Source organism: Agrilactobacillus fermenti, assembly GCF_021030645.1.
Taxonomy (GTDB): Bacteria; Bacillota; Bacilli; order Lactobacillales; family Lactobacillaceae; genus Agrilactobacillus; species Agrilactobacillus fermenti.
The window spans coordinates 1-342 of the sequence record NZ_JACGCJ010000085.1 but is presented as its reverse complement, the minus strand read 5'-3'; the positions used below and the strand labels follow the sequence as shown (position 1 = coordinate 342).

Below are 342 nucleotides of genomic sequence, written 5' to 3'. Positions count from 1 at the left end.
TGGGATTGATGTTGATCTGACGCAGGTTACCTCCAGGTGTATGAGCATAGAAATAACCCTCCGGGTCGTCATAATCTAGAGCACGATAGGTTCGAAGGTTTCGCACGAAACCACTCTTGTCTTTGCGATGACCTTCTCTAATAAAATAGAATTTGATGCCATGCTCGTCAGTATAGTAATCTTTGATCGGATCGTAGTCCCAGTTCATTATTTTGCTTGCATCACGTCGATAGGATCGAGTCTGCTCTTTTTCGAACATCCCGTAAGGGATCAGAGCTTGTGCAGTCAGTTTGTTTTCAATGTAGTTATAATTCTGTTCACTACCGTAGCCCGCATCTGCCA

The 342-nt window shown here is 43.9% G+C and carries 1 pseudogene; it reads right to left on the bottom strand.

Features of this window, described 5'->3' with window-relative positions:
- Positions 1-342: pseudogene (locus tag FHQ08_RS12730) on the bottom strand (IS1182 family transposase); the annotation flags it as partial.